Genomic DNA, 22,945 nt, shown 5'->3' with positions numbered 1-22,945 from the left:
AAATCAAATGAATTATTGACCAAAATTGATACGTAAAGCTTAGAGCCCGCTGGCGATTTTCCAGGCCAGACCGTAGGCCAACGCCGACAGGAGGGTCGGGATAATAATGCTGCGGGTTTTCCAGAAGGCGCCCCCCAGCACCAGGAAGCCGATCAGCGTCGGCGCCAGACGATGGGCATCGGCGAGGATCTCCGGCACGCTGGAGACCACCAGCAGCGCGCAAATCGAGGCGATGCCGATGGTATCCAGCAGCACGCTGACCGGGCCACGGCGGGCAGGCCGGGCATGGCCCGCGCGCAGACGCAGGGGAAGATAGCGAAACAGATAGTTCACGCCGCCGACAATCACCCCGAGCAGAAGGACCTCACTGTTCATCCGGCATCCCCTTCAGCATGGCCTGGACCAGCGCCGTCAGACACCCGCAAACAATCCCGGCAAGGATCGCCGCCGGAATGGAAAATAACAGAATGCCACCCAGGGCGCCCGCCAGCGCCGCGGTGACGCACAGGGATTGCTGGCGCTGGAAAGAGGCCAGCAGGAAGCTCATAAACAGCGCCGGCAGCATAAAGCCGAGCGCGGCTTCCACCGCCGGATAGTCCACCAGCAAACCGTTGCCGGACCAGGCGCCGGCCAGCGTGCCGCACACCCAGGATGCCCACGAGGTGAACGCGAGACCGAGCATCCAGTTTTCGCTCCAGCGGCGGTTGTCGCGAACCAGCCTGGCGGTGGCGGCGGCGAAAACCTCATCGGTCAGGCCGAAGGCCCAGAGGGCGGTTTTCTTTTTGTTCAGCGCGGTATGGATGCGGCTGCGCAGCGAGGGGCCATACAGCACGTGGCGTACGTCCATCGCCATCACCGTCAGGGCGGCGACCCACAGCGAACTGCCGGCGGCCAGCATGGCGGTGATCACAAACTGGCTGGCGCCGGCGTAAATGATGCAGGAGAAAAACAGGCTTTCCAGCGGGGTGAAACCCAACCGGGTGGCATTGAGTCCGAAGGCGAATGCCACCGGAAGGTAGCTGATGACGATGGGGAGACTGTCTTTAATGCCTTCGCCGACGGTGGCGACGCGTTCAGATAAGGCACAGGTTAAGGGCGCGGGGTTTTCCATATGAATAACTTATCGCTGGATCCATGTGAAGGTGGCAAATTGACCGATGTCCCCACCTTAACAGAGCGCGACGCGCCTTAACACTATGAAAATGCCCGCAATCCGCTTTTCCCTGACCCAGACGGGATGAAAGGCGGGGAAGGGGGCCCGGATAAGGCGTCGGGCCTTATCCGGGAGCGGGTTACTGCTGCGCGGCGAGGGCGGCTTTCACCCAGCTGTCGAACAGCGGCTGGTGGGCCTTGATCCAGCCATCAACATGACCGTTAATGTCGGCTTCAGAAGCATGGCCGTCGTGCATCATCGCATTCTCGGCATTGATGTCGGCGATCGGCAGCTTCATGACGCTAAACAGAGTGGCGGCGGCCGGGTTTTTCTCCGCCCAGGCTTTGTTGGCGACAATGTGCATGGTGTTGACCGGGAATCCATAGTTGGCGCCATTGGCCAGTTTGGTATCGATGTTTTTCTGCTCGCCCGGCAGGGAGGAGAACGGCACCTGCAGCCAGACGACATCTTTGCCAGGCTTCAGCACGTCGCTAACCCAGTACGGCGTCCAGGTGTAGTAGAGCACCGGTTTACCCTCTTTATAACGGGCGATGGTGTCGGCCATCATCGCCGCGTAGTTGCCCTGGTTATGGGTGACGGTTTTGCTCAGGCCATAGGCGTCAATCTGGTGGTTAATCACCGCTTCGCAGCCCCAGCCAGGGGTGCAGCCGGTGAGGTCCGCTTTACCGTCGTTGTTGGTATCAAACAGTTTGGCGATCTGCGGATCTTTGAGCTGATCGATGGAGGTGATGTGGTACTGCTCGGCGGTTTTTTTGTCGATCAGATAGCCCTGGGCGGCGCCTGAGACGTATACCCCCTTGCGGTAAAATTTGTTATCACCGCCCGCCGCGGCGTACATGTCATCGTGCAGCGGCTGCCAGTTGGTGGCGATGAAGGTGGTATCCCCAGCGGCAATCGAGGTATAGGCAACGTTATAGTCCACTTCGCTCGGTTTCTCGACGGTGTAGCCAAGCTTCTCCAGCGCGCGGCTGACCAGCAGGGTCTGGAAGCTCTCTTCGGAGATGGTGCTCTGGGCCGGCTTGACGGTAATGCCTTTGCCCGGCAGGTCGGCGGCGAAGGCGCTGGTGGCGATCAGGGTGGCAAAGGCGGCGGTGGCCATCATCGTGCTATGTCGCATGGTGGTTCCTCTTATTGTTTAACGGGAAGGGCGGCCCCCCGGCATCGGCTGGTGCCGGGGAGCGGCGCTGTTATCGACTTATCGACAGAAAGGGCGAGTGAGAAGCCCCAGCGGGCCGGTGGTGTACCAGCGGCGGTTGCCGCGACTGCGGGCGTCGCGGCCGACGGCCTGGGTAAGGCGGTCAAGAATAATCGCCAGGATCACGATCCCCACGCCGCCGACGGTGGCCAGGCCCATATCCAGGCGACCAATGCCGCGCAGCACCATCTGGCCAAGACCGCCGACGGCGATCATCGAGGCGATCACCACCATCGACAGGGCCAGCATCAGCGTCTGGTTAACCCCGGCCATAATGGTGGGCATCGCCAGCGGCAGCTGAACTTTAAACAGCAGCTGTCGCGGGCTGGCGCCAAATGAGCGCGACGCTTCGATCAGATCCGCAGGCACCTGGTTTATCCCGAGGATGGTCAGACGGACGATGGGCGGCAGGGCGAAGATAATCGTCACCACCACGCCGGGCACGTTGCCGATGCCGAACAGCATTACGATCGGCACCAGGTAGACGAAGGCCGGCGTGGTCTGCATGGCATCCAGCAGTGGGCGGATAATTTTCGCCGCCCGCGGACTGCGCGCCAGCCAGATCCCCAGCGGCAGGCCGATGATCATGCAGAACAGCAGGGCGGTGAGGACCAGCGCCAGGGTGACCATCGCCTGCGACCACGCGCCGATGGCGCCAATGGCAATCAGCGATACCAGAGTGGCGACTCCCATGCCGAGGCTGGAGATCTGCCAGGCGATCAGCGCGAAGACGATAATCGCCACCGGCGCCGGCATTCCCAACAGCAGCTGCTGAAAGGCGCTGAGAATGTAGTCGATCGGCACGCGGATCCCCTGGAACAACGGGCGGAAGTGCAGCACGATCCAGTCGATGGCGTGGGTCACCCAGCTGTCGAGCGGGATCAGGGTCTTATGGAACGGATCCATGATATTGAACTGTTCCGGCTGCGGCGCCGGGGCGCTGTGCAGCCAGTCGGCGCCGCCGCCATTGGTCGGCGCGGCAGTAGAAGCGCCACCCCAGGCGTCTGCAGCCTGGGCGGCGCTGTCGGTTGCCGGGGCGCTGTCCCACGGATTGGTTTGATCAGCCATGATTCACCCCCTCGCGATCTAAAGCCTGGAGCAACATTCGTTTGGAAATGATGCCAATATATTGTTGTTCTTCATCCACCACCGGGACGGCGCACGGGGCGTGGCCGACGTGGGAGAGCAGATCGCTGAGCGGCGTTTGCGCCTCCACCGCCAGCGGGGCGTCAATCAGCGCCGCCTCGATCCCCTGGCCGGCGCTGAGCGCGGTTTTCAGAGAATCGATCGACACAATCCCGACAAAGCGATTACCACGCTCGATGACATAGCCATATTCCCGGTCTTCATCCTGTAATAATTTCAGCGCTGAGCGGGGGCCAAAACCTGGCGTTTTACGAATCAGGCCGACCGGACTACGACGGGCAATATCTTTGGCGCTGAAGACCTGGCTAATATCGACGCCGCGGAAGAAGGTGCGGACATAATCATTGGCCGGATTATTCAATATTTCATCCGGAGTACCGACCTGGACCACTTCGCCATTTTGCATAATGGCGATACGATCGCCAATTCGCATGGCTTCATCAAGGTCATGGGAAATAAAGACAATGGTACGCTGATGCTTAGCCTGTAATTTGATCAGCTCATCCTGCATTTCGGTGCGAATGAGCGGATCGAGCGCGGAGAAGGCTTCATCCATTAACAGAATATCGGGATTAATCGCCAGGGCGCGGGCTAAACCGACGCGCTGACGCATCCCGCCGGAGAGTTCATCCGGCCAGGCGTGGGCATAATTCTCCAGCCCCACCTGCCGCAGCGCTTCCCGCGCTTTTTGCTCTCGCTCAGCGGCCGGGACGCCGGCAAGCGCCATGCCAAACGCCGTGTTGTCGAGCACGCTCATGTGCGGCATCAGTGCAAAGGATTGAAAAACCATCGCAATTTTTTTACGACGCACCTCGCGCAGCTCGGCGTCCGACATTTTCGCGATATCGACCCCGTCAATCAGCACCTGGCCGCGGGTGGGTTCAATCAGGCGATTGAGAAGGCGAACCATGGTGGATTTCCCCGAACCGGAGAGCCCCATGATGACGAATATCTCGCCTTCTTCAATGGCCAGACTGGCGTCTTTGACGCCAAGCGACAGCCCCGTTTTTTCCAGTATTTGCGCTTTGTTGAGTCCTTTCTCAATATATTTGAAAGCACGGTGAGGGTGCTCGCCAAATATCTTATAAAGATTTTTAATTTCTAATTTAATTGCCATGCAATAGAGAAGTTCCTGTTATTTGTTTATTGCGATACGGTACCCAATGGTGATTATGATCTTTTTACACCCTAACATACTCAGATTCTGTGACAACCCTTAATGACAAACTCTCGGCAAAATGGAGTGAGGGACATGGCGGCGCAGCCCCCGTGATATAAGGGCTGAGCGGTAATTTGTTGTGGGTAATATTTTTTGATTATCTCTGGATAATTCGACTGAAATAGACCAGTTTTCTGCTAAATATGACGGGATGATGACGGTTAGGCCATGGAGAGAATATTTGACAGATGAACCCACTTTTCTGCGAAATAGATCACCAGGAATTCGGTCGCGATATTCCTGGTGAAAGTACGGTTAAAAGTCCCAGTCGTCGTCGGCGGTCTCTTCCATTTTTCCTATCACGTAGGAGGAGCCAGAACCGGAGAAAAAGTCGTGGTTTTCATCGGCGTTGGGCGACAGCGCCGCGAGGATCGCTGGATTAACCGCCGCCATCTCCGCCGGGAACAGCGCCTCGTAGCCGAGGTTCATCAGCGCTTTGTTGGCGTTGTAGCACAGGAAAGCGCTAACGTCGTCGAACCAGCCGCTCTCGCCGTACAGTTCCCGGCTGTAGGCCAGCTCGTTGTCGTAAAGATCCATCAGCAGATCGAGGGCGAAATTTTTCAATTCTTCGCGCTTGCCGGGGCTGACGATCTCCAGTCCTTTCTGATATTTGTAGCCGATGTAATAGCCATGCACCGCTTCATCGCGAATGATCAGGCGGATCAGATCCGCGGTGTTGGTCAGTTTTCCCCGGCTGGAGAAGTACATCGGCAGCCAGAAGCCGGAGTAGAAGAGAAAGGATTCGAGGAACACGCTGGCGATTTTTTTCTTCAGCGGCTCGTCGGCCTGATAGTAGCCCAGCATCAGCTGCGCCTTGCGCTGCAGGGGCTCACAGCTTTCGCTCCAGGCGAAGGCGGCATCCACCTCCTTGCTGTGGCACAGCGTGGAAAAGATGGAGCTGTAAGAGCGAGCATGAACCGCTTCCATAAAGCTGATGTTCGACAGCACCGCCTCCTCATGCGGGGTCAGGGCGTCCGCCATCAGCGCCGGCGCGCCGATGGTGTTCTGAATGGTGTCGAGCAGGGTCAGCCCGGTAAAAACGCGAATGGTCAACTGCTGCTCCGCCGCGCTGAGGGTTTGCCAGGCGGGAATGTCGTTCGACAGCGGCACTTTCTCCGGCAGCCAGAAGTTGCTGGTGAGACGGTTCCACACCTCCAGATCTTTATCGTCATCGATGCGGTTCCAGTTGATCGCGCTGACGCGCGTTAAATGAGTCATCCTGATCTCCTTACAGCGCGCAGGACACGCAGCCTTCAATTTCAGTGCCTTCCAGCGCCAGCTGGCGCAGTCGGATGTAGTAGAGCGTCTTAATGCCTTTCTTCCAGGCGTAGATCTGCGCCTTGTTGATATCGCGGGTGGTGGCGGTATCGGGGAAGAACAGGGTCAGCGACAGCCCCTGATCGACGTGGCGCGTCGCCTCGGCGTAGGTGTCGATGATTTTCTGGGGCCCTATCTCGTAGGCATCCTGATAGAGGGTCAGATTCTCGTTATTCATAAACGGCGCGGGGTAGTACACCCGTCCGGTTTTCCCCTCTTTGCGGATCTCAATCTTCGAGACGATCGGGTGAATGCTGGAGGTGGCATGGTTGATGTACGAGATCGAGCCGGTGGGCGGCACCGCCTGCAGATAGCGGTTGTAAATGCCATAGCGCATGACGTCGTCGCGCAGCTGGCGCCAGCTTTCCCGGTCGGGCAGGGAGATGCCGGCGCGGGCGAACAGCGCGCGGACCCGTGCGGTTTTCGGCTGCCACTCCTCATGCAGATATTTGTCGAAGTACTCCCCGCTGGCGTAGCGCGACTGCTCGAAGCCGGCGAAGCGCTGACCGCGCTCGCGAGCCAACAGCATCGAGGTGTGCAGCGCGTGCCAGGTCACGGTGTAAAAGTAGATATTGGTGAAGTCCAGCCCCTCCGGGCTGCCGTAGGCAATGCCTTCCCGCGCCAGGTAACCGTGCAGATTCATCTGCCCCAGGCCGATGGCGTGGGAGGCCGCGTTGCCGGCCGCCACGGAAGGGACCGACTGAATGTGGCTCATGTCGGACACGGCGGTCAGGGCGCGCACCGCGGTGGCGATTGTGCGGCCGAAATCCGGCGAGTCCATGGTATGGGCGATATTCAGCGAGCCGAGGTTGCAGGAGATATCTTCCCCGATATGGGCATAGCTGAGGTCTTCATTATAGGCGGACGGCGTACTGACCTGCAGGATCTCGGAACACAGATTGCTCATGGTGACCCGCCCGGCCACTGGACTGGCGCGGTTCACGGTGTCTTCAAACATGATGTACGGGTAGCCGGATTCAAACTGGATCTCCGCCAGGCGCTGGAACAGGTCGCGGGCGCGGATCCAGCGTTTGCCCACCCGCTCGTCGGCCACCAGCTGCGGATAGAGGTCGCCGATGGCGCAGTCGGCGAAGGGTTTGCCGTACAGCCGTTCGACATCATACGGCGAGAACAGCGCCATCTGCGCGTCTTCTTTCGCCAGCTGGAAAGTGATATCAGGGATCACCACCCCCAGCGACAAGGTTTTGATGCGGATTTTCTCATCGGCATTTTCACGCCGGGTATCAAGGAAGCGCAAAATATCCGGATGGTGTGCGTGCAGCCAGACCGCCCCCGCCCCCTGGCGGGCACCGAGCTGGTTGGCATAGGAGAAGGCATCCTCCAGCATCTTCATCACCGGCACCACGCCGGAGGACTGGTTTTCGATGCGCTTGATCGGCGCCCCGGCCTCGCGCAGGTTAGAGAGTAAAAAGGCCACGCCGCCGCCGCGCTTCGACAGCTGCAGCGCCGAGTTCACCGCCCGGCCGATGGACTCCATATTATCCTCAATGCGCAGCAGGAAGCAGGAGATCAGCTCTCCGCGCTGCTGTTTGCCGGCGTTGAGGAAGGTGGGGGTAGCCGGCTGGAAGCGGCCGCTGAGTATCTCCTCCGTCAGCTGCCGCGCCTGCTGTTCATCGCCCCGGGCCAGCGTCAGGGCCACCATTACGCTGCGTTCGGCGAAATCCTCGAGGTAATGTTTGCCATCAAAGCTCTTCAGCGCGTAGCTGGTGTAGAACTTCCAGGCCCCGAGGAAGGTCTGGAAGCGAAACGCGGCGCGCCGGGCATGGTCGAACAACGCCAACACAAACCCGCGGTCATAGCCGGCCAGCACCTGCGGATCGTAATAGCCCTCGCGGACGAGCCAGCTGAGTTTATCCTCCTGGCTGGCAAAGGCGAGGGTGTTGGGCTGAACCTGGGTCGCCATAAAGGCCTCAACCGCCTGGCGATCTTTCTCAAACGGGATGCGGCCCTCGCTGTCGTATAAGTTCAGCATCGCATTGAGGGCGTGAAAATCCACGGCGGCGGTTATACGTTCTGCGGTTGTCGTTGCCAAAATTCGCTGACTCCTTTGCGTACGTTATCGATATCGTCGGGGGTTCCCATCAGCTCGAAGCGGTAGAGATAGGGCACGGCGCACTTCTGCGCGATGACATCCCCGGCGCGCCCCCAGGCGTCGCCAAAGTTGCGATTGCCGGCGGCAATCACCCCGCGGATCAGTCGACGGTTATGTACGTCGTTTAAAAAGCGGATCGCCTGACGCGGCACGGCGCCGGCGGTGCCGCCGCCGCCATAACTGGGAACGATGAGAATGTAGGGCTCGTCTACCTGCAGATGTTCACGCTCGTTCAGCGGGATGCGCACCGCCGGCAGCCCCAGGCGCTGCACAAAGCGATGGGTGTTCTCCGAACGGCTGGAGAAGTAGACGATGAGGCTCATGCGCTGGCCGCCGCGACGGAGGGACGCAGGCGATTGATCATATCCGGGCGGAAGCCGCTCCAGCGCAGGTCGCCGGCGATCACCACCGGCAGCTGGCGAAATCCCTGCTCGCGCAGGATGTCGGCGGCATCCGGCTGTTGGTCGACGTTGACCATTTCAAAGGCCAGTCCCCGGCTCTCCATGGCTCGCCGGGTGGCATGGCACTGCACGCAGTCATTTCGAGTGTAAATAATAATGCGCATGATTCGTATTTCCATTTAAGATAACAGCACGGCGCTAAACGTAGCGTCGAACGTTGTGGGCCATTCAATAAGGAAATGCTAGATGTAGTTATTTAAAACTTCAACCACTCAATATATAGCGTTTTTAGCAAAGGATTCCCCCTCCGGGATGGCCAGGCGGAGGAGGGGGAAGGTTGCGCGAAACTACAGACGCATGGCGACGGCGAGGCGGTTAAAGGCGTTCATCAGGCTGATAGCGAAGGTGAGATCGCTTATCTGACGCGGGGTAAAATGTTCGCGCAGCGGCAGGTAAACCTCATCTTCCGCATGGCTGGCGGCGATGTCGGTGACCGACTCGGCCCACGCCAGTGCCGCGCGTTCAGCAGGGGTAAAATGGTCGCTCACCCGCCAGCCGGCCAGGGCATCCAGTTTGCTCTGCGCCATGCCGCCCTTGCGCAGCGCCTGGCTGTGCTTCTCAAGGCAGAAGGCGCAGCCGTTGATCTGCGACACGCGTAAATAGACCAGCTCCACCAGGGCGCTGCCCAGTTCGCTTTTCTCCAGCGCGAGGCTGGCCTGCACCAGCCCTTTATAGACTTCCGGGCTTAGTTCACTGAATGGCTGACGTAATTGGCTCATGGTGTTCTCCTCTCTAAGACGGCAGCCAAAATAGCACTATAATGGACTGCAAAAGATAGCCATATTGTGATGAAAAAAGCAGACCATAATGGAAGCCAGCCACCTCCCTCTCTATCAGCGTATTGCCCGCCAGCTGAAATCCGCCATTGAACGGGGCGAACTGGCTCCTGGCAGCCGTCTGCCCGCCAGCCGGGTGTTTGCCCAGGAGCAGGGCGTCTCCCGGGCAACCATCGAAAACGCCTGGGGCGAACTGGTCGCTCAGGGCTGGCTCGAGCGACGCGGGCAGGCGGGAACCTTTGTCAGCGAACGGCTCAGTCCGCGCCAGCTGGCGCCGGTAATGCCAGCGCAACCTGCCGCGCCGGCGGAGCCGTTGCCGTTTCAGATGGGGCTCCCGGCGCTGGATCTCTTTCCGCGCGGGCTGTGGGCGCGGGTGATGGGGCGCCGGCTGCGCACGCAGTCGCGGTTCGATCTGGCGCCCGGCGATCCCGGCGGCGACCCGCTTCTGCGTCAGGCGATCGTCGACTATCTGCGCCTGTCGCGCAGTATCGACTGTCAGCCGGAGCAGGTGCTGATCGCCGGCAACTATGCCACCGCTATGAACCTGATCCTGCGTACTCTGGCACAGCCGGGGCAGCATATGTGGATGGAAGATCCGGGATATCCCTTTATCCGCCCGGTGGTCGAGGCCGGGCAACTGGTGGTGGATGCGATCCCGGTGGACGACGAGGGGATGGATATCGCCTGGGGCCAGCGCCATCATCCGCAGGCGCGGTTTGCCCTGCTCACCCCGGCGCATCAGAGTCCGCTGGGCGTGGCGCTGTCGCTGCCCCGGCGTCGCCAGCTGTTGGCATGGGCCGCGGAGCGTGACGCATGGATCATTGAGGACGATTACGATAGCGAGTTTCGCTATCGCGGCAAACCGTTGCCGCCGCTGAAAAGCCTTGATGCGCCCCAGCGGGTCATCTACGCGGGCACCTTCAGCAAGTCGATGTTTCCGGCGCTGCGCACCGCCTGGCTGGTGGTGCCGAGCGCGCTGGCGGCGCGCTTTCAGCAGACCGTGGAGCGCCAGCCCTGTACGGTTCCCACCCTGTGGCAGCAGACGCTGGCGGATTTTATCCAGCAGGGCCATTTCTGGCGTCATCTGAAAAAAATGCGCGCCAGCTACAGTCAGCGCAGGCAGTGGCTGGAGTCTGCTCTGCAGGCGCAGGGCTTTCAGGTTACGCCGCAGCAAGGGGGGATTCAGCTGGTCATGCCGGTTAGCGGCGACGATCGCCTGTTGGCCCAACGGGCGGTGGCGGCCGGGCTGGCGGTACAGGCGTTGAGCGACTGGCGGATGCGCCATACCGGCGAGGGGGGATTACTGATGAGTTTTACCAATATTCGCTCGCCGGCAATGGCTGGCGCGCTGGCCCGGCGGCTGGGGGAGGCGATCGGCGTCGGCGGCGTCCCCCCCGATGGTGCGTAAAAAACCCCTGCGGCCAGAGGCGCGCAGGGGCTGACGCGTATTTGTTATCTTCATTGCTTTCCGTGAAGCAGGCGGGCTTCCGCACGCTTATCGCGCGGCGGCAGCAAACGCTATAGCTATTATCGACGTAAATTGAGCAATACGCCAATAAATACCCCGACGGCGGCGGCGGCGCCCACGCTGTGCCACGGTTTATTGCGCACGTAGGTATCGGCGCAGCCCAGCGCATCACATGCTGCCTGGCGCGCATCCAGCGCCGCCTGCTGCACCCGGTTGTGACCATTAATGCGAGCGCGGGTCTCTTTTAACAGCGACTGCGCTTTGGCACGCGCCGCTTCCGCTTCCTCTTTCGCGTCACTGCCCCACGATTTCAGCACCTCTTCCAGCGTGTCCGCTAATTGGCTGACATCGTTATGAATATCTTCGGCGTTATCGTCAAAATTGTTGCGGTTCACATGGTTAGCCATCGTTATCTCCCTTAATTCCATCGAGTGAGTAAGTGTAGGACAAGATTTTGAATTATGCTTACTACTGTGGTTTCTGGAATATTCCGAAAGCACTGCCCTTAATGAATAAGGTAAGGTCAATGTGCGGTAAAAGATAACGAGGAATCAGTATGTATTTAAGACCCGATGAGGTGGCGCGTGTTCTTGAAAAAGCCGGCTTCACCATGGATGTTGTGACGCAAAAAGCGTACGGCTATCGCCGCGGCGATAATTATGTTTATGTGAACCGCGAAGCGCGCATGGGGCGAACAGCGTTAGTTATTCATCCGGCGTTAAAAGAGCGCAGCAATATGCTGGCTGAACCGGCTTCAGATATCAAAACCTGCGACCATTATGAACAGTTTCCGCTGTATTTAGCCGGGGATGCGCAGCAGCATTATGGAATTCCGCACGGATTTAGCTCACGCATGGCGCTTGAGCGTTTTCTGAATGGGCTATTTGGCGAAGCTAAGCCGGCCATGTCGACGAATTAATTCGCTGGATAAAGGCCCGGGCGAAATCGGCTGGCGGGAGGAAGCGACTGGCAGAGCCAGTCGCTGTTAACGTGTCGGTCAGGCTTTTGCCTGCTGGTAGGGAGCCACGCGGAACAGGCGGCGGCAATAGTCGAGGAAGTAGCCGTAAGCGGCGCCCATCATCATCGATACCGCCAGGTTCGAGCTCACCGCAGCGACAATCTGGTGCCAGTCCGCACCCACGCTCCACAGAATGGCGACATATACCGGCGACTGAAAGGTCACGTAGGCCAGCACGTCGGCCATATTTTTCATCCAGCCGGCCGGAGTGATGCGCCGGGCCTGACGCATGGCGAAATCGCGATAAATCCCGTAAGGAACAGCGATAATAATGTTGACCGGGATCGCCACCAGACGCGACGATAACGACTGCTCAAACGTCATACCAGAGAGAAAAATTTCGATCATCATGTTGACGACGGTGCAGTAAACCACCATCGCAAAGGTGTCTGCAACCGCGTGCCGCAAGCGGGAGTGCGCAGAGAACATCGGAGTGCTCCTCGAAAATGAAGTCAAGAACGCCGAAAAATGCGCGTTGGTATAGCGTTTTTGGGCTGCCTGTTTTGATGTGCGTAGAGTATATCTCTGCATTAAAAGTGGCAACTAGCTATAAATTTTTATTTATTGCCTTTTTGTCGATAAAATACTCTGCGACGGTTGGTTTTCTGCCCGTTACGCTACTTTTATTGCTGCTTTCATTAAATGTGTTTATTTTCAGGTGGTTATGTGGTGTTTTGCCATGGTGTTTGACCAGGGAGGCGGCGTCTGAGCACTCGCCGTGGCGCAAAATCGCGTTAGCCTGTGATGAGAGTCTCGTTTAGATGTTTTTATGCCATTATGCCGGTTTTTGTGGTGAAAAATTCTAAAGTGACGTGTGGCGTTTTATTCTGCCTGGCTGGGTAACTATTCATTAGGCCGTGTGGAGAGGGCCAGCGCATCCGCCGACGATAAGAGGATAAGCCGCTGACCATAAAGGTAATATCGCCTGCTGAATATATTTTCCTATCTCACTATCCGCCGCTTTTATTTATTCATGGTCTCGTTGGCCCGCGCTGGCGAAAAAGAATCGGGGATTTTCCGATATAGGGCAGGCGGAAGAGATTTACTCTCTGCATAATATATTTATCTGGACAACCGCAGGCTGGAAATAAATAAACGTTTCTATTACACTTGCCGCGTTGTGTCTTTTAATTTGCTATTTGGAATTTTTTAATTTTATGTCTTCAATGTTACACAAACTGAATAATATCCGTTCACTGCGCGCGCTGTCCCGTGAATTCTCCATTGACGTGCTTGAAGAGATGCTGGAAAAGCTCAGGATCGTCACTGAAGAAATACGTACGCAACAGCAGCTGGCGGCACAGCAGCAAGCGGAATATCAGGAAAAAGTGAATACCTGGCTTGAGCTGATGCGCGCCGACGGTATTTCTCCTGACGAGCTGGTGGCCGATATTCAGCCGCCGATGGCGGGCGGTAAAAAGCGGAAACCGCGCCCGGCGAAATATCGTTATACCGATCATACCGGCGCCGAGAAAACCTGGACCGGCCAGGGAAGAATGCCGAAGCCGATTGCCCTGGCGGTCGCCGAGGGGAAATCGCTGGACAGCTTTTTAATTTAAAACCGATTCGGCCAGCGCCACGACGGCGGGGAAGACCCACCGCCCGGCCTGGCCTTATGACCTGCAGCGAGGGAGCTTCAGCAGACGCCGAAGTCTCCCTCTTCCTGATATCGCGTCACCTCGTCTGACTTCAGCGTATAGCGTTCTCCCTGCTCCTGCGCGGCCTGAACCACCACCAGATCCTCGCCCTGCACTTCGATCACTTTCAGTTTTGGCCCGCCCGCACGCGGTTGCACCAGATCGCCGACAGAAAACATCATTCACTCCTCACTGTTAATACTACGTATGAACCTAAACCATAGCTCAACGCCCGTTCACTGAACACCGGGTGTGCTGTTTTTTGTTAAAACAATTTGGAGGTATATGTATTAGAGTTGTTAATGTTTTGCTGGCGCCATACCGCCGCTGAGAAGGGGGGACGGCGAGGGTAGGGTTACCACCAATCAGGTCAGGAAAGACACCATGAAGTATATCATTCTGTTGATCATTGTTATTGCTGTACTGTATGTCCATTACCGCGGACGGGTGCGCTATCGTTTCTGGCGACAGCTCTCCGACCATTCCACATTTACCGCGCCGCTGAATGGATTTATGTATTTATTTTCCCGCGTACCGAATACGCCTTATCTGCGCCCGGAGATGTTTCCCGAGCTGGCGATATTGCAGCAGAACTGGCTGGTTATTCGCGAAGAAGGGATCCGCCTCCAGCAACTGGAGCAGATTAAAGCGGCCGATAAATATAATGACGCCGGATTTAACTCATTTTTTAAAACCGGCTGGAAACGCTTTTATCTGAAATGGTATGAGGATGCCCATCCTTCCGCCAGCCAGCTTTGTCCGCAAACTACCGCGCTGCTGCGGGATATCCCGTCGGTAAAAGCGGCTATGTTTGCCACCCTGCCGGACGGCAGCCGTCTGCCGCGCCATCGCGACCCCTACGCCGGTTCCCTGCGCTTTCATCTTGGCCTGGCGACGCCGAACGATGACCGCTGCTTTATCGAGGTGGATGGTCAGCGCTACAGCTGGCGCGACGGGGAAGGCGTGCTGTTTGACGAGACCTATATCCACTATGCAGAAAATACCAGCGGTGAGAATCGACTGATTCTGTTCTGCGATATTGAACGGCCGATGCGCTACCGCTGGGCGCAGAAGGTCAACCACTGGCTGGGGCGCTATCTGATGAGCGCCGCCTCGGCGCCCAACGACGCCAGCGATCGCACCGGCGGAATTAACCGGGCATTTCGCTATATCTACCAGATCCGTATTGTCGGCAAGCGGCTGAAAAAATGGAATAAGACGGTCTATTACATCGTCAAATGGCTGCTTTTCGGCGGCATTGCCTGGCTTATCTGGAGTGCGTTTTAACTCCCCTGGCGCCGGTTCCACGGCATGATCGCCAGCAGGCGCGCCATGCCGCAAAAGCCGGTCACCCCGGCGAAAGTGAGCCCGGCGCCGACCGCGCCGCTGAGCAGGAAAAAGCCGCCGTTCACGGTATAGCCCAGCAGCACCCCCAGTAAAATCAGAACGCCAGCGGCAATTTGCACCTGGCGCATCAGCGGCAGCGGTTGCGATTTATCTTCCTCAACCGGGAGCCCCGCGGCTTTCCACGCCTGAATCCCACCCGCCAGCAGGCTGACCTGCGCCGGCGCGGCAGCGGCGGCCAGACGAATGGCGTTATTCTGCGTCCGGGAGCCGGCCTGGCAATGAAAGATCACGCGCTCGCCGGCCCGGGCGTTTAGGGTCGCGCCGCCGTTCAGGGCGGCGAGCGGCACCAGCTCGGCATCGGGAATATGTTCGCGCGCGTATTCATCCGCATCGCGGATATCTATCAGTCTCGCGCCCTGGGCAATCTGCGCCCGGGCTTCGGCAGGGGTTAAGGTGGCGATGGTCATAGGCTCCTCACGGGCAATAGAGCGTTTTCAGCGTGTTGATCACCTGCTGTACTGCAGGATGGGTGATGAAATAGTGGATACGCTGAGCGTCGCGTTCGCTGTCGATCAGCCCCTCGTCACGCATCCGCGCGAGATGCTGCGAGGTGGCGGAAGGGCTCAGGCCGGTGGCGCGGGCGAGTTCACCGGCGCTGGCCCGCGGCGCGTCGCACAGCATGCACAGGATCAGCAATCGGTGAGGATTGCTCATCGCTTTCATTAGCGTGGCGGCTTCTCCGGCGCGGGCCTGCAGATCTTCAGGTGTAGTCATGTATTTTAGCTTTTTCTAAATTTAGATAACTCTAAAATAAAAAGACCGCCAGCGCCAGCACATTTTCCCGTGACTCAGGCCGGAACGGCGAGATCGGCTATCTGCGCACGGGCGCTGGCGATCCCGGCGTCGCGACCGTGCGGGCGGTTATCCAGCCCTTCGGCATAGATAAACTCCACCTCATGGATCCCCATCAGCCCCAGCACTGCGCGCAGATAGGGGGTGACGGCGTCGGTGCTTTCGCCCTGGTGAATACCGCCGCGGCTGCTGACGACCACCGCCCGGACGCCCTCGACCAGCCCCTGCGGCCAGCTGTCGGTGTAGCGAAAGGTTTCCCGCGCCCGCGCCACGAGGTCGAACCATTTCTTCAGGTCGGTCGGGACGTTGAGGTTATACATCGGGGCGCCGATCACCAGCAGGTCGCTGGCTTTTAACTCGGCGATAAGCTGGTCGGAGAGCGCAACCGCCGCGCGGATGGCCGGCTGCGGATCCGCCGCCCCGCGCAGGGCGGCGAACAGCGCGCCATCCAGCGTCGGCAGCGCCATGGCGCTGAGATCGTGTTCGCGGATCCGATCGGGGTGACCCGCCGCCTGGCGCGCCGCGAGAAATTCGTTAATCAGCTGATTGGTCAGGGATGTTTCGCCATTAATGCTGGATTTTAATACCAGAACGTTAGCCATGATAAGTGCCTCAGGTAAAGGGTAGAGGCAGAGACTAACACTGTCTTTTTTCTCTCTGGAGTGACATTATTTTCCGCTATTGTATCCCGTAAGGAACCAATCTGTGCGCGACGATCTGAACGCGATCCCGGTGTTTGTCACGGTGGTCGAGAGCGGTAACTTTGCCAGCGCGGCGACGATCCTCCACGTCACGCGATCGGCGGTGGGGAAAACCATTGCCCGGCTGGAGGCGCGTCTCGGCGTGGCGCTATTCCAGCGCACCACCCGCAGGCAACTGCTGACGGAAGAGGGAGAGCAATTTTATCACCAGTGTCGGGAGGCGCTGGGTCGCATTCGCGAGGCCGAAGAAGCGCTGCAGCGCGGCAAAGGCGAGGTGCAGGGACGGCTGCGGATTTCGCTGCCGGTGCTGTTTGGCCAGCGCTGCGTGGCGCCGCTGCTGTTCCGCCTGAGTCAGCGCTATCCACTGCTGAAGCTCGAGCTCCACTACAGCGACCGGCAGGTCAATTTGCTGGAAGAGGGGTTTGATCTCGCGGTGCGTATCGGGAGCCTGGCCGATACCGGGTCGCTACGGGCGCGGGCGCTGGGGGAGCATGGCATGGTGCTGTGCGCGGCGGCGGAGTACCTGCGCCGCCAGCCGGCGCCGCAGACCATCGCCGGGCTGAGCGAGCACCGCACCCTCGGCTATCTGCATAACGGTCAGCTGCAAAAATGGCAACTTTACGACCCGCAGCAGGGCGAAGTGCGCTTCACCCCGGAGGCGTGGCTGGTGCAGGATGACTTTGCCGCCATCGCCGCCGCGGCGCAGCAGGGAATGGGCATCGCCTGGCTGCCGGACTGGCTGGTGGCGCAGGCGCTCGCCGACGGGACGCTGCAGCAGGTTCTGGCGCCCAGCGACCGTGTGCGTTTCGCTATCCACGCGGTGTGGCCGGAAGGGCCGTGGCTGCCGCAAAAAACGCGGGTGGCGATCGATGCCCTGCGGGAAGGACTGCGCCTTGCTAAAAGCACACCGCCCAGCGGTTAAGGGTATCTTAAGGCGTCCGGGCGATAATGACAGAAAGATGACGACTGAGAGCTATCGCCATGAACGCCCTGGAAACCCTGAATCAATCTGTTTTTTTCGCGCTTAACGCGCAGCCTGGCGCCGCGGATGGCCTGCTGTCGCTGGCCAGTTTTTGCGCCAATGGCATTGTGTTTATGATGCCGACGATCGCGCTCGGCCTGTGGTTTCTCGGTGGCCGTGAGGGACATCGTCAGGCGCTGTTTATGACCCTGGCCGTGATCATTTCCCTCGGGCTGGGGATGGTGTGCGGGACGCTCTGGTTCCATCCGCGGCCGTTTATGATCCCCCTCGGCCATACCTGGATAAGCCATCCGGCGGATAACAGCTTTCCCAGCGATCACGGTACGGTAATGTTCAGTGCTGCGTTTGCGCTGCTGTCGCTGCGCCTGCGGGCGCTTGGCCTGCTGATGCTGCTGGCCGCGCTGCCGGTGGCCTGGTCGCGGATCTATCTTGGGGTGCATTTTCCGCTGGATATGGTGGGCGCGGCCCTGGTCGCCGTCGGTGGGGTCATCGTGGCGAAGCGAGTCTGGCAGGCGGTCGGCCCACGACTGGTGCTGCTGTGCGAGGCCGTCAGCCGGCGGATGTTCTCCTGGCTGCCGGCGCGCTTTACGCCATAGTCTCAGCGGCGTGGCCGTCCGGCACGGGCGGCGCGACGGTATAACGTGCTGCGGGCGATGCCCAACATCTGCGCCGCCCGGCTGACGTTGCCGTTGACTCTGGCGAGGGTATCGACAATCAACTGCTCGTCATGGGCCTGCAATCCCCCGCGCGGCAGCGGCGCAGGCGCGGTGCGATAAGTCTCCGGCAGCGCATCGGGCGTTAATGTGTCGCCCTCATCGGCGAGGGCCAGCATCACCTTCAGGACGCTCTGCAGCTGGCGTACGTTTCCCGGCCACGGCAGCAGGCTGAGGTGGGTCAGCAGCGCGGTGGACAGCGTCACCCGGCGCGAAGCGCCGCCCAGGTCGCGCCACAGGGTGGCGATAAAGGTTTCCAGCGCCGGCCACTCGCGCAGCGGAGGCAGCGCCAGGGCATACTCCCGCAGGCGCCACAGTAGATCTTCGCGGAATTCGCCGGCGCTGACCCGCTGGGTCAGGTTGCGGTGCGTGGCGCAGATCAAGGCGAAGTTCACCGGCACGCTGCGGCTGGCGCCCAGCGGGGCAACCTCTTTCTCCTGCAGTACCCGCAGAAGGCGGGTCTGCAGCGCCAGCGGCATATCGCCGATCTCATCAAGAAACAGCACCCCGCCCTCGGCTTCGCGGATTTTGCCGATATAGCCGTTTTTGCTGGCGCCGGTAAACGCCCCTGGCTGGTAGCCGAAAAGCTCGGACTCGATCAGCGATTCCGGAATGGCGGCGCAGTTAATGGCGACGAATTTACCGCTGCGCCAGCGGCTGTGCTGGTGCAGCGTGCGGCTGACATACTCTTTGCCGCTGCCGGTTTCCCCCTCAATACAGAGCGCGATGCCGGCGTTAAGCAGCCGGAGCAGCTTTTCGCCTTCCCGCGGGCTGGTGAAGGGGAGCTGCATGGCCGGCGGGGCGCTCACCGCCACCCGGCGGCGGGTGGGCTCGCGCAGGCGATAGTGATAGCGACCCTGCGGGGTGGTCAGCGGCAGAGGAACGCTGACCGCCGTTTGCGTCAGCGTCGGAAAAAGCGACGCAAAGGTGAGCTGGCCAAACTGCGCCGCGCTCAGGCCGAACTCGCGCATCGCCAGCCGGTTGCCGGCGGTAAGGACGTTATCGGAAAAGACCAGCAGCAGCTCCTCGACGCTGTCGAGCTTGTCCACCTGCCGGTGCAGGCTCATCAGCCACTGCTCAGGATGCAGGCTCTGCTTCACCCACAGATACTCAATCTGCTTTGCCGCTGCTTTCACCCAGCCAAAGGTATGCTGGTGGGGAAAATCCGCCGGGCCGGAGATATCCAGCACGCCGGCGATACTTCCGTCCGGCCGCTGGAGCGGCATCGCCGCGCAGTACAAATTCTGGTTGCGGGTGAGAAAGTGCTGACGGCCATCGATTTCGCAGCCGTCGTCAATCGCCAGCGCGGTGCCGATGGCGTTGGTCCCACGCCCGCTTTCGCTCCACAGATTGCCGGGCGCCAGCGCCACGCGCTGCGCCTTTTGCATCGCCTGGGTATCGCCGACGGTGTGCAGCACCAGACCGCCGGGGTCGGAGAGGATCACCACCGACTGCAGGTCCGCCACCTGGCGCGACAGGGATTCCACCACCGGCTGCGCCAACTGCTGCAGGCTGCGGTGGCTGGCGAGTCGATCCGCCAGCTCGCCGGCGTCGAGGCGGGGAAAATCCTCGGTAGCGGGATCCAGACCGTAGCGCTGGCAGCGAGACCATGAATCGCTCAGCAGGGGATTGGCGTTAACCTCTGGTGCGAGAAGAAAGGGATTGCCTGGCACAGGGCACCTCTGGGTCGATGTTGCTGTGTTGCAATATTGTAGCTATTTGGTTTATTTGGTGTTGCGATTTGCAACACATAAGTGGAAACCCGTGCAACAGTGGCTGACCATCTGCCCAGTTAGTGAAGGCAACCTATTAATAAATAAAAAGATTTAAAGTAAATAAAAAACTGGCATAACCCCTGCAAAGTGAGAAGCGTTCGGCGGCAAGTTTAAAAAATCAATATGCCGCTGCGTCTCAACCCTACAGAAGGAGATTTGCGATGCGTTATGCACACCCTGGCCAGCCCGGCGCCCTGGTTTCATTTAAATCCGCTTACGGCAACTTTATTGACGGTAAATTTGTCGAGCCGCTGAGCGGTGAATTCTTTATGAATACCTCCCCGGTAGACGGCAGCAACATTGCGCAGTTTCCCCGGTCGGATGCCAGAGACATTGACTTCGCCCTCGACGCCGCCCACCGTGCGGCGCCGGCGTGGGGCAAAACCTCAGTGCAGCAGCGCTCCCGGCTGCTGCTGCAGGTCGCCGATCGTATTGAACAGCATCTGGAATATCTGGCGGTGGCGGAGAGCTGGGACAACGGGAAACCGATCCGCGAAACGCTGAACGCCGACCTGCCGCTGGCGGTGGATCATTTTCGCTACTTCGCCGGCTGCCTGCGCGCCCAGGAGGGGAGTACCGCCGAGATTGATGAAACCACGGTGGCTTACCATTTCCATGAACCGCTGGGGGTTGTCGGTCAGATTATCCCGTGGAACTTCCCGCTGCTGATGGCCGCGTGGAAGCTGGCCCCGGCCCTGGCGGCGGGTAACTGCGTGGTGCTCAAGCCGGCGGAACAGACGCCGCTGAGTATTACTCTGCTGCTGGAGCTGATCGGCGATCTGTTCCCGGCCGGGGTGCTGAACGTGGTGCAGGGTTTCGGCAAAGAGGCGGGCGAGGCGCTGGCCACCAGCAAACGTATCGCCAAGCTGGCATTTACTGGCTCCACGCCGGTCGGGCGGCATATTCTCGCCTGCGCGGCGGAGAATATTATCCCCTGCACCGTCGAGCTGGGGGGCAAATCGCCCAATATCTACTTCGCCGATGTGATGGAGGGAGAAGAGGAGTTTATTGAGAAGGCGGTGGAGGGGCTGGTGCTCGGCTTCTTCAACCAGGGTGAGGTTTGTACCTGCCCGTCGCGGGCGCTGATCCATGAATCCATCTATGAGCCCTTTATGGCGCGGGTCATGGAGAAGGTGGCGCAGATCCGCCGCGGCGATCCGTTAGATACCGACACCATGATCGGCGCCCAGGCTTCCCGCCAGCAGTTCGACAAGATCCTCTCCTATATTCAGATTGCCCGGGAAGAGGGCGGCCAAATCCTGACAGGCGGCGAGCGGGCGGCTATCGCGCCGGCGCTGGATAATGGTTTTTATATTCAGCCCACGCTAATTAAAGGCCGCAACGATATGCGCTCCTTCCAGGAGGAGATCTTTGGGCCGGTGATCGGGGTGACCACCTTTAAGGACGAAGCGGAAGCGCTGGCTATCGCCAATGAGACCCAGTTTGGCCTCGGCGCTGGGGTGTGGACGCGCGATACCAACCTCGCCTATCGCATGGGCCGCGGCATAAAAGCGGGTCGCGTATGGACCAACTGCTATCATGTCTATCCGGCGCATGCGGCGTTCGGCGGCTATAAACAGTCCGGCGTCGGCCGGGAAACGCACAAGATGGCGCTGGATGCCTACCAGCAAACCAAAAACCTGCTGGTGAGCTACGGCACCGCACCGCTGGGCCTGTTCTGAAGTCCATCTCATTTCTGATTGATCCCCAGTCCGCAATCCATTCGGGTTGCGGATTTTTTTTACTTCAAAATAACCCCATGCAAACGATGGGTTTGTATCGGCGGCAACGGCAATATATTCACATCACTGATATAACTACTTTCACTTGAAAATAAAAACACTTCCAGAACAAGAAATTATCGGATGGGGGCTGACTGTCTTTGCGTCGTTTGTGTAGAAATGATGAATATTAATACCAGGAAAATTCCTAATTTTTTGGTGCTGCCCGGCAAGCGCACAATAAAACAAGACGACTTTTTGAACACTTATCTTTAAATTTGTTAATGGAATTGACCTGTTGTTGTTTAAAGGTATTTAAATTTCTTTTGTATAGATATGTAAATTAACATTGAAAAGCTATTTCAAAAATTAAGTTTATGGCGAATACAGTTGTTAACCTACAATTAACATTTCCTCAGGTTGCCTTTTGATACTTCGGGTAATATATTTATTTCGCACATCAAAATAACTCTTTTTTCTTCTGCTTGTCATTCATGGCCATCTGTTGGCGAAATAAAGCAGAGTGGAGAGAACGTGTGCCTACTATCCTGCGGAAGGAACGCAATGAACATTTACAGGGAGGAGCTGACGAGCCGTTTCGCGATAGCTATGGAGCTATTAGCGATGATGGAAAATATATTCGTTAACGATGAGATAAATAATGAAAAAACAACCTCGCTTTATCACCATCCTCATAGGGGCGCTGCTTTCTGGCGTCGCCTTCCAGGCTACTGCGGCCAATACCATTAATCCAAACTCGGGCACCAGTGCGCAAGGCGCCGGCGGGCAGATCACCTTCAATGGGTCGATCACCGACAGCTCTTGCAACGTCGATAGTAATTCTTCCGGCCAGCCTGTGGATCTGGGCAAATGGGCCAGCAACTATTTTACCGGCACCGGCGCCGAAACCACGAAAACTCCTTTCCATATCAAAGTGAAAGATTGCCCGGCCAGCGTGACTACCGTCGCCGTGCTGTTTGACGGCGCGCGTGAACAGACGGATACCTCCCTGCTGGCCATCAACGGCGGCGCCAAAGGCGTAGCCATTAAGCTGTATGAGCACGATCAGACGACGGCGGTCAGCCTCGGTAAAACGACCGCAAAACAAACGGTCACTCCGGGTTCCAGCGGCGGCACCGGCACTGCCGACCTCGAGTTTTACGCCGACTATGTCTCCACCGCGGCGACCGTGACGGCAGGTAAAGCCGACGGTACGGCTAATTTCAATATGATTTATAACTAATCATATTGCACGTTATTCAGAGTCAGTTCATTGTGTCCTGATTAATTGCAGATAGCTAAAGAGATAATTGTCATGAAGTCATGAAAT

General features: G+C 58.7%; 24 protein-coding genes and 1 pseudogene. 8 read left to right on the top strand and 17 right to left on the bottom strand.

From position 1 onward, the window contains the following. Positions 1-39 precede the first annotated feature (39 nt). The 10 genes from ygaH to ABLV64_RS13755 all read right to left on the bottom strand — a co-directional run bounded on the left by ygaH (position 40) and on the right by ABLV64_RS13755 (position 9,344). Positions 40-375, bottom strand: coding sequence for an L-valine transporter subunit YgaH (gene ygaH / locus ABLV64_RS13800; RefSeq protein ID WP_004205699.1), 336 nt, complete (start codon positions 373-375; stop codon positions 40-42). Then, on the bottom strand, positions 365-1,111 hold the full coding sequence (locus tag ABLV64_RS13795) for an AzlC family ABC transporter permease (RefSeq protein ID WP_004205700.1): 747 nt from the start codon (positions 1,109-1,111) through the stop codon (positions 365-367). Before ABLV64_RS13795 ends, ygaH begins: the two co-directional genes overlap by 11 nt. Before the next feature lie 181 nt (positions 1,112-1,292). Continuing rightward, positions 1,293-2,291, bottom strand: a complete 999-nt coding sequence (gene proX / locus ABLV64_RS13790; RefSeq protein ID WP_017900617.1) for a glycine betaine/L-proline ABC transporter substrate-binding protein ProX — start codon at positions 2,289-2,291, stop codon at positions 1,293-1,295. A gap of 78 nt (positions 2,292-2,369) precedes the next feature. Further along, positions 2,370-3,437, bottom strand: coding sequence for a glycine betaine/L-proline ABC transporter permease ProW (proW, locus tag ABLV64_RS13785; RefSeq protein ID WP_023290754.1), 1,068 nt, complete (start codon positions 3,435-3,437; stop codon positions 2,370-2,372). Continuing rightward, entirely contained in the window at positions 3,430-4,632 is a 1,203-nt protein-coding gene (proV, locus tag ABLV64_RS13780) for a glycine betaine/L-proline ABC transporter ATP-binding protein ProV (protein ID WP_002914328.1), read from the bottom strand. The genes proW and proV overlap by 8 nt, the downstream gene beginning before the upstream one ends. Before the next feature lie 357 nt (positions 4,633-4,989). Beyond that, entirely contained in the window at positions 4,990-5,952 is a 963-nt protein-coding gene (nrdF, locus tag ABLV64_RS13775; protein ID WP_004205704.1) for a class 1b ribonucleoside-diphosphate reductase subunit beta, read from the bottom strand. Positions 5,953-5,962: 10 nt separating this feature from the next. After that, on the bottom strand, positions 5,963-8,104 hold the full coding sequence (gene nrdE, locus ABLV64_RS13770; protein WP_049115875.1) for a class 1b ribonucleoside-diphosphate reductase subunit alpha: 2,142 nt from the start codon (positions 8,102-8,104) through the stop codon (positions 5,963-5,965). Then, the gene (gene nrdI, locus ABLV64_RS13765; RefSeq protein WP_004205706.1) at positions 8,077-8,487 is read right to left on the bottom strand and encodes a class Ib ribonucleoside-diphosphate reductase assembly flavoprotein NrdI; all 411 of its coding nucleotides are present in this window, start codon (positions 8,485-8,487) and stop codon (positions 8,077-8,079) included. Before nrdI ends, nrdE begins: the two co-directional genes overlap by 28 nt. Next, positions 8,484-8,729 carry a glutaredoxin-like protein NrdH gene (gene nrdH / locus ABLV64_RS13760; RefSeq protein ID WP_004205709.1) on the bottom strand — a complete coding sequence of 82 codons (246 nt, stop codon included), beginning with the start codon at positions 8,727-8,729 and terminating at the stop codon, positions 8,484-8,486. The genes nrdI and nrdH overlap by 4 nt, the downstream gene beginning before the upstream one ends. Positions 8,730-8,912: 183 nt before the next feature. After that, positions 8,913-9,344: a carboxymuconolactone decarboxylase family protein gene (locus ABLV64_RS13755; protein ID WP_004205714.1), complete on the bottom strand. Its 432-nt coding sequence runs from the start codon at positions 9,342-9,344 to the stop codon at positions 8,913-8,915. Between the two features lie 88 nt (positions 9,345-9,432). Here ABLV64_RS13755 and ABLV64_RS13750 point away from each other — a divergent pair, with 88 nt between their 5' ends. Further along, complete coding sequence (locus ABLV64_RS13750; RefSeq protein WP_017900620.1) at positions 9,433-10,809, top strand: PLP-dependent aminotransferase family protein; 1,377 nt, start codon at positions 9,433-9,435, stop codon at positions 10,807-10,809. A 119-nt stretch (positions 10,810-10,928) separates the two neighbouring features. Here ABLV64_RS13750 and ABLV64_RS13745 read toward each other — a convergent pair whose 3' ends face one another. After that, positions 10,929-11,276, bottom strand: a complete 348-nt coding sequence (locus tag ABLV64_RS13745) for a DUF883 family protein (RefSeq protein ID WP_004205716.1) — start codon at positions 11,274-11,276, stop codon at positions 10,929-10,931. Positions 11,277-11,425: 149 nt separating this feature from the next. On the opposite strand from ABLV64_RS13745, the gene ABLV64_RS13740 reads away from it, so the two are divergent. Continuing rightward, the gene (locus ABLV64_RS13740; RefSeq protein ID WP_004205718.1) at positions 11,426-11,788 is read left to right on the top strand and encodes a DUF2002 family protein; all 363 of its coding nucleotides are present in this window, start codon (positions 11,426-11,428) and stop codon (positions 11,786-11,788) included. Positions 11,789-11,866: 78 nt separating this feature from the next. On the opposite strand, the gene alaE is transcribed toward ABLV64_RS13740, so the two are convergent. After that, positions 11,867-12,316, bottom strand: coding sequence for an L-alanine exporter AlaE (gene alaE / locus ABLV64_RS13735; protein WP_004205719.1), 450 nt, complete (start codon positions 12,314-12,316; stop codon positions 11,867-11,869). Between the two features lie 728 nt (positions 12,317-13,044). Here alaE and stpA point away from each other — a divergent pair. Further along, the gene (stpA, locus tag ABLV64_RS13730) at positions 13,045-13,446 is read left to right on the top strand and encodes a DNA-binding protein StpA (protein WP_004205720.1); all 402 of its coding nucleotides are present in this window, start codon (positions 13,045-13,047) and stop codon (positions 13,444-13,446) included. A gap of 77 nt (positions 13,447-13,523) precedes the next feature. On the opposite strand, the gene ABLV64_RS13725 is transcribed toward stpA, so the two are convergent. Continuing rightward, positions 13,524-13,703, bottom strand: coding sequence for a hypothetical protein (locus ABLV64_RS13725; protein WP_004205721.1), 180 nt, complete (start codon positions 13,701-13,703; stop codon positions 13,524-13,526). A gap of 205 nt (positions 13,704-13,908) precedes the next feature. On the opposite strand from ABLV64_RS13725, the gene lpxO reads away from it, so the two are divergent. Then, complete coding sequence (lpxO, locus tag ABLV64_RS13720; protein ID WP_004205722.1) at positions 13,909-14,811, top strand: lipid A hydroxylase LpxO; 903 nt, start codon at positions 13,909-13,911, stop codon at positions 14,809-14,811. Here the strand turns inward: lpxO and ABLV64_RS13715 are convergent. The 3 genes and pseudogenes from ABLV64_RS13715 to ABLV64_RS13705 form a co-directional block, all read right to left on the bottom strand. After that, positions 14,792-15,338: pseudogene (locus ABLV64_RS13715) on the bottom strand (rhodanese family protein). The gene lpxO and the pseudogene ABLV64_RS13715 sit on opposite strands and share 20 nt — an antisense overlap. 7 nt (positions 15,339-15,345) lie before the next feature. Further along, positions 15,346-15,645, bottom strand: coding sequence for a metalloregulator ArsR/SmtB family transcription factor (locus ABLV64_RS13710; RefSeq protein ID WP_049115872.1), 300 nt, complete (start codon positions 15,643-15,645; stop codon positions 15,346-15,348). 74 nt (positions 15,646-15,719) lie between these two features. Further along, entirely contained in the window at positions 15,720-16,325 is a 606-nt protein-coding gene (locus ABLV64_RS13705) for an NAD(P)H-dependent oxidoreductase (protein ID WP_004205724.1), read from the bottom strand. A gap of 103 nt (positions 16,326-16,428) precedes the next feature. Between ABLV64_RS13705 and ABLV64_RS13700 the strand changes: the two genes are divergently transcribed. Together ABLV64_RS13700 and ABLV64_RS13695 are read left to right on the top strand one after the other, a co-directional pair. Beyond that, positions 16,429-17,346 carry a LysR family transcriptional regulator gene (locus ABLV64_RS13700; protein WP_017900622.1) on the top strand — a complete coding sequence of 306 codons (918 nt, stop codon included), beginning with the start codon at positions 16,429-16,431 and terminating at the stop codon, positions 17,344-17,346. A 59-nt stretch (positions 17,347-17,405) separates the two neighbouring features. After that, a complete protein-coding gene (locus tag ABLV64_RS13695; RefSeq protein WP_004205726.1) occupies positions 17,406-18,002 on the top strand; it encodes an undecaprenyl-diphosphatase in 597 nt (198 codons plus the stop codon). Between the two features lie 2 nt (positions 18,003-18,004). Here ABLV64_RS13695 and ABLV64_RS13690 read toward each other — a convergent pair whose 3' ends face one another. After that, positions 18,005-19,792, bottom strand: coding sequence for a sigma-54-dependent Fis family transcriptional regulator (locus tag ABLV64_RS13690; protein ID WP_348843351.1), 1,788 nt, complete (start codon positions 19,790-19,792; stop codon positions 18,005-18,007). A 263-nt stretch (positions 19,793-20,055) separates the two neighbouring features. Here ABLV64_RS13690 and ABLV64_RS13685 point away from each other — a divergent pair, with 263 nt between their 5' ends. Then, positions 20,056-21,576 (top strand): aldehyde dehydrogenase family protein, encoded by a 1,521-nt coding sequence (locus ABLV64_RS13685; RefSeq protein ID WP_004205728.1) that lies wholly within the window; start codon positions 20,056-20,058, stop codon positions 21,574-21,576. Between the two features lie 700 nt (positions 21,577-22,276). After that, entirely contained in the window at positions 22,277-22,858 is a 582-nt protein-coding gene (locus ABLV64_RS13680; RefSeq protein WP_064150752.1) for a fimbrial protein, read from the top strand. The last annotated feature ends 87 nt before the right edge of the window (positions 22,859-22,945 follow it).

The sequence above is a fragment of the Klebsiella sp. JB_Kp031 genome (genome assembly GCF_040064295.1).
GTDB lineage: Bacteria > Pseudomonadota > Gammaproteobacteria > Enterobacterales > Enterobacteriaceae > Klebsiella > Klebsiella quasipneumoniae.
This window is presented reverse-complemented; position numbering and strand designations above follow the sequence as displayed.